The organism is Comamonas sp. B-9 (genome assembly GCF_000410635.1).
Lineage (GTDB): Bacteria > Pseudomonadota > Gammaproteobacteria > Burkholderiales > Burkholderiaceae_C > Comamonas.
On record NZ_KE148614.1, the window covers coordinates 31,325 to 32,303 of the forward strand.

General features: G+C 66.1%; 2 protein-coding genes. Both read left to right on the forward strand.

Translation table 11 applies throughout. The annotated features are described in order from the left end of the window. Positions 1-733 (forward strand): tripartite tricarboxylate transporter substrate binding protein (locus H928_RS28355; RefSeq protein ID WP_239644991.1); only part of this gene is annotated, 733 nt, incomplete at its 5' end. Continuing rightward, a partial coding sequence (locus tag H928_RS0116585; protein ID WP_021027511.1) for an SDR family NAD(P)-dependent oxidoreductase occupies positions 723-979 on the forward strand: 257 nt, incomplete at its 3' end. The genes H928_RS28355 and H928_RS0116585, both read left to right, overlap by 11 nt.

Consider the following 979-nt stretch of genomic DNA (forward strand, 5'->3'; position numbering starts at 1 on the left):
TGAGACGGTGGCCCGCGCGCCTGCCGATGGCTATACCTTGCTGTTCAGTGCCTCCACGCATGTCACAGCGCCGCTGACGCTCAAGTCCGTGCCCTACAACGTCACGCAGGATTTTGTGCCGATTGCGCTGGTGGCCAAGGCCCCGCTGTCGGTGGCCATCAACAAGAACCTGCCGGTGACCGATATCAAGTCGCTCATCGCCTACGGCAAGGCCCACCCCGGCAAGATGACCTTTGCCGTGGGGTCGCTGGGCTCGGCCGGGCATCTGTCTACCGAGCTGCTCAAGCGCGCGGGCGGGCTGGATTACCTGATCGTTCCGTACAAGGGCACGGCGCCCGCGTTCCAGGATTTGATTGGCGGGCAGATCGACGGCTTTATCGACCCCATCCTGGGATCCCTCCAGTACCACAAGGGCGGCATGCTGCGCGTGGTGGCCGTTACCTCGGCCGAGCGCGTGCCCAGCCTGCCTGATGTGCCTACCGTGGCAGAGACCATTCCCGGCTATGAGTTCTACAGCTGGTATGGCCTCTGGGCGCCTGCCAAGACCGCGCCCGCGCTGGTGCAGCGCCTCAACGCCGAGGTGAACAAGGCCCTGGTCGATATGGCGCCCAAGCTCAAGGAGCAAGGCCTGCTGCCCACGCCCGGCAGTGCCGAGGACTTTGTGAAATTCCAGCGCAGCGAGATCGAACGTGCGCAAAAGATCGTGAGCGAAGGAGGCATCCGTGCAGACTGAGCTGGGCCATGTCGTTGTGACCGGAGCGAGCAGCGGCATTGGCAGCGCCATTGCCCAGGCGTTGCTGGCGGCGGGCTGGCGCGTCACGGGGCTTGATGTGGCGCAGGCCACCATCGTGGATGGCAGCTATGCGCATGTGCCGGTCGATCTGACGGACGGCGCCGCCATTGCGCGCAGCGCTGCCGACCTGCCCGCCGTGGATGCGCTGGTGCATGCCGCCGGCGTGCTGCGCGTGGGCGCGCTGGG